The organism is Pseudomonas sp. PS02303, from assembly GCF_029959925.1.
Taxonomy (GTDB): Bacteria; Pseudomonadota; Gammaproteobacteria; order Pseudomonadales; family Pseudomonadaceae; genus Aquipseudomonas; species Aquipseudomonas mandelii.
Genome location: NZ_JASCOM010000456.1, coordinates 1 through 2,574, shown reverse-complemented (window position 1 = coordinate 2,574; position 2,574 = coordinate 1). Strand labels below are relative to the sequence as shown.

Annotated in this window: 2 protein-coding genes; one reads left to right on the top strand and one right to left on the bottom strand. The window is 62.0% G+C overall.

Features of this window, described 5'->3' with window-relative positions:
- A partial coding sequence (locus QMX98_RS34000) for an aldehyde dehydrogenase family protein (protein ID WP_282412060.1) occupies nt 1–250 on the bottom strand: 250 nt, incomplete at its 3' end.
- A gap of 316 nt (nt 251–566) precedes the next feature.
- Between QMX98_RS34000 and QMX98_RS33995 the strand changes: the two genes are divergently transcribed.
- Nucleotides 567–2,480, top strand: coding sequence for a sigma-54-dependent Fis family transcriptional regulator (locus QMX98_RS33995; protein ID WP_282412059.1), 1,914 nt, complete (start codon nt 567–569; stop codon nt 2,478–2,480).
- Nucleotides 2,481–2,574: the final 94 nt, after the last annotated feature.

The window sequence follows — 2,574 nt, the reverse complement described above, 5'->3', positions numbered from 1 at the left end:
GCACCAGCGAGCGCGCCTGGGCGGACGTGGCGCCCCAGGCATCGGCAGCGGCGTGGGCGGCGTCCAGGGCTTTGTCGATGTCTTCGGCCGTGGAGCGCGGGAATTCGGCAATCGGTTGGCCATTCACGGGCGAGGTATTGGTGAAGTACTGACCTTTGACAGGCGCGACGAACTCGCCGCCGATGTAGTTACCGTATTTGCTCTTGAACGAAACGATAGCGCCTTCAGTACCGGGGTGAGCGTAACGCATGGTGATTTCTCCTTGGCTTTTTGTGCTTATAAGGGAGAGCGCATGTGCGCTTGCTATAAGCGTAGAGCAAAGGTCGGGCCACTGCCCTGCAGGTCAGGCAAATCAAGGTCTTGCGCGTTTTTTGTCGGACGGGCGGGCGGCGCCTGTGACGATTCCGGTACAGCCCTCGTGACACTTTGTACCGCTTGTGGCACAGCTTGTGACCGGGCGGTCTTGCCAGCATTGCAATGCGCCGATGGCTGGAGGATGCTGGGCCACAAGATGTGTGTCAGCCCTTGATGGGGTTCAGCACAGCTCTCGGAGAGAACAATAAGAAATGCACGACAACCATTTGAGTCGCCATGCCCAACAAGTCTTGACCGTCACCCAGGGCAAATCCCACCTGCACGGTCCTGGCAGCGACCCGTCCATCGCCCGTTCATGGCTGCGCTGCCTTGAGGATTATCACCTCGACCCGGCCCTGACGATGGCGCCGACGGTGCTGGAACACGGCCGGGTGCTGGAAAGCCGCGAACGCTTGCAGCAAGTGCTGCACATCGCCGGCAGCGAAATGACCAGTCTGCATCAGCAACTTTCCGGCGCCGGCCACGCCGTGCTGCTCACCGACGCCCGTGGGGTGATCCTCAACTGCGTCACCGCACCGGCCGAACGGAAAATCTTCGAGCGCGCCGGCCTGTGGCTTGGCGCCGACTGGAGCGAAGCCTGCGAAGGCACCAACGGCATCGGCACCTGCCTGGTGGAGCGCCAGTCGCTGACCATTCACCAGGATGAACACTTTCGCGGCCGCCACACCGGCCTGACGTGCTCGGCGAGCCCGGTGTTCGACCCTCACGGCGAGCTGCTGGCGGTTCTCGATGTGTCCTCGGCGCGTCACGAAGTCTCACGTCAAAGCCAGTTCCACACCATGGCCCTGGTCAATCTCTCGGCGAAGATGATCGAGAGCTGCTATTTCCTGCGCTACTTCGACAATCAATGGTTGCTGCGCTTTCACCTGCAAGCCGAATCCGTCGGGCTGTTCAGCGAAGGCTTGCTGGCGTTCGACGGGGAAGGGCGGATCAGCGCGGTCAACCAGAGTGCGCTGAACTTGCTGGGGCATATTCGCGGTGGATTGCTGGGCAAGCCGGTGGAGGCGTTTTTCGATTGCTCGCTGGATGACTTGCTCGGCCGCGCCAGTGTCAACGCCAGCGCCAGTTGGCCGTTGCGCACCCGTGATGGGCGGAGTCTGTTTGCCGTGTTGCGCGGGCAGCCGCGCAGCATTCCGGTGCCGGTGGTGCCAGGTCCGACAATTGCCGAGCGTCCGCGCCTGTCGGGCATCTGCCTGGGCGATGCCGCGTTGCAGGAAGATTTCCGCAAATCCTTGAGAGTTTTCGAGCGAGACGTGCCGCTGTTGATCAATGGCGAAACCGGTTCCGGCAAAGAAGCCTTTGCCAAAGCCGTGCATCAGGCCAGCCAGCGGGCCGACAAGGCCTTCGTCGCCCTTAACTGCGCGGCGATCCCTGAAAGCCTGATCGAGAGCGAACTGTTTGGTTATCGCGGCGGCAGCTTTACCGGCGCGCGCAAGGAAGGCATGCGCGGCAAGTTGCAGCAGGCGGACGGCGGCACACTGTTCCTCGATGAAATCGGCGACATGCCGTTGGCGTTGCAAACCCGGCTATTAAGGGTGCTGGAAGATCGTCAGGTGGTGCCGATTGGCGGCGAGCCGGAGTCGGTCAATGTGCGGGTCATCAGCGCCACTCACCGCCATTTACTGGAGCGGGTGCAGGACGGCAGCTTTCGCGAGGATTTGTATTACCGGCTCAATGGGCTGGAGATCGCATTGCCGGCGTTGCGTGAGCGAAGTGATAAATCGCAGTTGCTTGATTTTCTGCTGGCCGAGGAAGCGGGCGCAGAGACGGTGCTGATCGATGAGCCGGCCCGGCAAGCCTTGCTGGGTTTCGCCTGGCCGGGGAACGTGCGGCAGTTGCGCAATGTGCTGCGCACCTTGGCAGCGTTGTGTGACGACGGGCGGATCGGGCTGGAGGATTTGCCGGTGATGATTCGTCAGGTTCGACCGGTGCCGGTTGTGGCCGTTGAAGAGACTTCCGAACATCCGCTGGACGATGCCGAGCGGCTGGCGTTGCTCAATGCGCTGGAGCAGACCCGTTGGCACATGACCCATACCGCCGAGCAGCTCGGCGTCAGCCGTAACACCCTCTATCGAAAACTGCGCAAACACGGCATCGCCCGCTAGGCACGCCGTCACACTGCAGGAGCGAGGCTTGCCCGCGAAGAACGATTACGCGGTGTACTGGCGGAATCGTGTTATGGCCTTCGCGGGCAAGCCT

What these genes read in the sequence shown, in the direction of transcription:
- QMX98_RS33995 (WP_282412059.1), top strand. Translation starts at nt 567, where the DNA reads ATGCACGACAACCATTTGAGTCGCCATGCCCAACAAGTCTTGACCGTC.